The organism is Caldimonas sp. (assembly GCF_046289365.1).
GTDB lineage: Bacteria > Pseudomonadota > Gammaproteobacteria > Burkholderiales > Burkholderiaceae_C > Caldimonas.
Map to the genome: position 1 here is coordinate 1 of NZ_JBKBVU010000240.1, position 4,114 is coordinate 4,114.

Annotated in this window: 7 protein-coding genes; 6 read left to right on the forward strand and 1 reads right to left on the reverse strand. The window is 71.5% G+C overall.

The genetic code is table 11. The features are described 5' to 3' along the window. Positions 1-942, forward strand: a 942-nt coding sequence (locus tag ACK42S_RS16145) for a class I SAM-dependent methyltransferase (protein WP_409709876.1), incomplete at its 5' end; no start/stop codon positions are given. Between the two features lie 8 nt (positions 943-950). Then, a complete protein-coding gene (locus ACK42S_RS16150; protein WP_409709879.1) occupies positions 951-1,145 on the forward strand; it encodes a DUF2905 domain-containing protein in 195 nt (64 codons plus the stop codon). A 44-nt stretch (positions 1,146-1,189) separates the two neighbouring features. Here ACK42S_RS16150 and ACK42S_RS16155 read toward each other — a convergent pair whose 3' ends face one another. Continuing rightward, on the reverse strand, positions 1,190-1,405 hold the full coding sequence (locus tag ACK42S_RS16155) for a hypothetical protein (protein WP_409709882.1): 216 nt from the start codon (positions 1,403-1,405) through the stop codon (positions 1,190-1,192). Between the two features lie 196 nt (positions 1,406-1,601). Between ACK42S_RS16155 and ACK42S_RS16160 the strand changes: the two genes are divergently transcribed. The 4 genes from ACK42S_RS16160 to ACK42S_RS16175 all read left to right on the forward strand — a co-directional run. Beyond that, the gene (locus ACK42S_RS16160; RefSeq protein ID WP_409709894.1) at positions 1,602-1,904 is read left to right on the forward strand and encodes a DUF2282 domain-containing protein; all 303 of its coding nucleotides are present in this window, start codon (positions 1,602-1,604) and stop codon (positions 1,902-1,904) included. A 13-nt stretch (positions 1,905-1,917) separates the two neighbouring features. Beyond that, entirely contained in the window at positions 1,918-2,802 is an 885-nt protein-coding gene (locus tag ACK42S_RS16165; protein WP_409709885.1) for a DUF692 family multinuclear iron-containing protein, read from the forward strand. After that, positions 2,799-3,593, forward strand: a complete 795-nt coding sequence (locus tag ACK42S_RS16170) for a putative DNA-binding domain-containing protein (protein WP_409709888.1) — start codon at positions 2,799-2,801, stop codon at positions 3,591-3,593. Before ACK42S_RS16165 ends, ACK42S_RS16170 begins: the two co-directional genes overlap by 4 nt. Next, the coding region (locus ACK42S_RS16175; protein WP_409709891.1) for a DoxX family protein at positions 3,590-4,114 on the forward strand (525 nt) is incomplete at its 3' end. The genes ACK42S_RS16170 and ACK42S_RS16175, both read left to right, overlap by 4 nt.

Consider the following 4,114-nt stretch of genomic DNA (forward strand, 5'->3'; position numbering starts at 1 on the left):
GGCAGCGACTTCGTCACCGCCCCCGAGCTGACCCCGCTGTTCGGCCAGACCCTGGCCCGGCAGTTGCGCCAGGCCCTGGTGGCCAGCGGCACCGCCGAGATCTGGGAGTTCGGCGCCGGCTCGGGCGCCCTGGCCAGCCAGATTCTGGGGGCCCTGGGGCCGGCGGTCTCGGCCTACCACATCGTCGATCTCTCGGGGGCCTTGCGTGAGCGCCAGCGCGCGCGCCTGGCGGCCGAGCAGCCCGCGCACCTGGCGCGTGTGCATTGGCACGACCGCCTGCCCGAGGCCATGCGCGGGGTGGTGGTGGGCAACGAGGTGCTCGATGCCATGCCGGTGCAGTTGCTGCACTTTGACGGGCAGCAGTGGCTGGAGCGTGGCGTGGGCGTGGACGGCACACGTTTCGTCTGGCGCGACCGGCCCACCGCGCTGCGCCCGCCGGTGCAAGCCGCCTTCGTGCCCGGCACCGTCACCGAGATCCACCCCCAGGCCGAGGCCTTCGTGCGCACGCTTTCGGCCCACCTGACGCGCGGCGTGGTGTTCCTGATCGACTACGGCTTTCCCGAGGATGAGTACTACCTGCCGCAGCGCCATGGCGGCACGCTGATGTGCCATCGTGCCCACCGCGCCGACCCCGACCCCCTGGTGGACGTGGGCGAGAAGGACATCACCGCTCACGTGAATTTCACCGGCATCGCACTGGCCGGCCAGGAGGCCGGGATGGATGTGCTGGGCTACACCTCCCAGGGCCACTTCCTGCTCAATTGCGGCCTGCTGGAGTTGTTGCCAGCAGGCGATCCGCGGGCCGCCGCCGCCGTGCAGAAGCTCGTCAACGAGCACGAGATGGGCGAGCTGTTCAAGGTGATCGCGTTCGCGCGCGGCTTCGACCTGCGGCACTTCGAGCCCATCGGCTTTGCCCACGGCGACCGCAGCCACCGGCTCTGAGGTCTGCGATGCTGCGCTGGCTGCTGGTCATCCTCCTGGCGCTGATCGTCTTCAACGGTTTGAGCGCCTGGCTGCACCGCATCGGCCTGGGCCGTCTGCCCGGCGACTTCCACTTCAAGCTCGGGGGCCGGCAATGGCACCTGCCCCTGGCCAGCGCGGTGCTGCTGAGCTTCCTGGCGATGCTGATCGGGAAGTTCGTCTAAGGCCTTCGGCTGCGGCCTGTCCTTGGCCTGCCGGGGCAGAACGGTCAGGCAAACCAGATATTCCACAGGCCCACGAGCACGTGGCCCCAGATGAGGACGTTCACGCCGAACAGCGCGAAGGTGCGGGTGTAGGCCCACAAGGCAGCGGCCCGGCGGGCCAGGATCTCGTTGCCGGTGACGGCGTACAGGAGCATGAACAGGGCCGACGGGACGAGGGTGCCGACGATGAGCACACCCATCACCCAGTAGAAGACGGTCATGGCGCAGAAGGATCTCGGGTCGTGGGCGCTTGCTTTCGCTGCGGACAGCCTGGAGGTTACAGCGGCGCCGGAAAAAAGAAAGGGCCGGGATGCGTAACCCACACGGGCGCGCCGGCGTACTGGCACAGGACGGCCGCCGGCTGTCGCATCGGCCCACGCCGATGCCCCACCACGCAAGGAGACGATGATGTCGCAGATGCTGACGACCCAGGCGGGGGCAGCCGCCCTCGCCCTGGCGCTGGGCGCCGCCCTGAGCCTGGCCCACGACCCCGCCCGCGCCCAGACCCAGGACGCCAACCAGGAGAAATGCTACGGCGTGGCCCTGAAGGGCAAGAACGACTGCGCCGCCGGCCCGGGCACCACCTGCGCCGGCACGGCCAAGCGCGATCACCAGGGCAATGCCTGGAAACTCGTGCCCAAGGGCACGTGCGAGAAGATGGCCTCGCCGACCTCGCCCACGGGGTACGGACAGCTCCAGGCCTTCAAGGAAAAGACCTGAGGCTGCACGCGCCATGGCCTGCCCTGCCCCCCGTGCCCCCGCGGTCCAGCCGCCCCTGACCGGTGTGGGGCTCGGCCTGAAGACCGGCCACCTGGCCGAGGTGCTCGAACGCGGCTCGGCCATGGACTTCTTCGAGATGCATGCCGAGAACCTGATGGTCGACGGCGGGCCCGTCCTGCGCCGCCTGGAGCGCCTGCGCGAGCGCTGGCCGCTGTCGCTGCACGGCGTGGGCCTGTCCCTGGGCGGTGAGGGCCCGCTGGACGAGGCGCATCTGGGCCGGCTGCGCGCCCTCATCGACCGCTTCGAGCCGGCCTGGTTCTCCGAGCACCTGGCCTGGTCGAGCCATGGCGGGCGCTGGTTCAACGATCTGCTGCCCCTGCCTTACACGGCCGAGACGCTGGCGCGCGTGTGCAACCACATCGATCAGGCCCAGGAGCGGCTGGGCCGGCGGCTGCTGCTGGAGAACCCCAGCACCTACTTGATGTTCGAGGACTCGACGATGGACGAGGCGACGTTCCTGGCCGAGACGGTGCGCCGCACCGGTTGCGGCCTGCTGCTGGACGTGAACAACGCCCATGTGAGCGCCGTCAATCACGGACGCGATGCGCGCGCCTTCATCGATGCGCTGCCGGCCTGTGCCGTCGGCGAGATCCACCTGGCCGGCTTTGCGGTGGACCGCGACGCGGCGGGCGACCCGCTGCTGATCGACACCCATGGGGCCCCGGTGGCCCCGCCGGTCTGGGCCCTGTACCGGCAGGCCCTGCAGCGCCTGGGGCCGGTGCCCACGCTGCTCGAGCGCGACCAGCACCTTCCGCCACTGGCGCAACTCGAGGCCGAGGCCGTGCAGGCCCGTGAGGCGATGGCGCAGCACCTGGCCGCGATGGAGGCGGTGGCATGAGACCCGAACGCCACGTCACCGTGTCGGCCCTGCCGATGCAGGCCGCCTTCGCCCAGGCCCTGCTCGACCCGCACGCCACCGTGCCCGGCCTGCGGGCCTGGAACGGCTCGGACCCCACGGTGCGGCTGGACGTCCACCGCAACACCGTGGTGGCGTCTCTCGTCGATGCGCTGGCCGACACCTTCCCGGTGGTGCAGGCGCTGGTAGGGCCGGTCTGCTTCCGCGCCCTGGCCAGCGCCCATGTGCGCGCCGAACCGCCTTGCTCGCCGGTGCTGGCCCATTACGGCGCGGGCTTTGCCGACTGGCTGGCACACCAGCCCCCCCTGGCGGCACTGCCCTGGCTGTCCGATGTGGCCCGACTGGAATATGCCCGTGTGCAGGCCTTCCATGCCGCCGAGGCCCCAGTGTGCACCGCGGCCCGCCTGGGCGCCGCGCTGGCGCAGCCCGAGCGCCTGCCCGGGCTCGTGCTGCCGCTGCAGCCTGGCGTGCATGTGCTGAGGTCTTGCTGGGCCGTGGTATCGCTGTGGGCGGCCCATCAGGGCCAGGGCCGCATCGAAGACGTCCGGATCGACCAGCCCGAAGCCGCCCTGGTGCTGCGCGAGGACGAGGATGTCGTCGTCCTGCCGGTGCCGCTGCCCACAGGCCGCTTCGCCCAGGCGCTGCGGCAGCGCCGCCCCCTGGGCGAGGCGGTGGCCGAGGGGGGCACAGGGCTGGATTTGGGGGCCAGCCTGGCCCTGTTGTTGCGGCACGGGGCCTGCGCCGAGCCGGTCGTCGAAGGGATCCCGGCATGAACAGCGCCCCGCCCCCCGTCCGGCCCCGCGGCCCCCTGGCGTGGATTGCCCGCGTGCATGCCGCCCTCGAGCGCATGCCCGAGTCGCTGATCGCCCTGTTGGGCCGTGTGGCCCTGGCCGGTGTGTTCTGGCGCTCGGGACAAACCAAGGTCGAGGGCTTCGCCGTGGACTTGGTGGAGGGACATTTCGAGCTGGGCTGGCCCCGCCTGGCCGATTCGGCCATCGTCCTGTTCCGCGAGGAATACCGGCTGCCGCTGCTGCCCCCCGAGACCGCCGCCTTGCTGGCGGCCGGGGCTGAGCATGTGCTGCCCCTGATGCTGCTGCTGGGCCTGGGCACGCGGCTGGCGGCGCTGGGCCTGCTGGGCATGACCGCGGTGATCCAAGGGCTGGTCTACCCCGGCGCCTGGCCCACCCACGGGGTGTGGGCTGCGGTGGCGTTGTGGCTGATGGCGCGCGGCCCGGGCGCCATGTCGCTCGACCACCTGCTGGCACAGCGTTTCGGGCTCGGCCCTCGCGCCGGG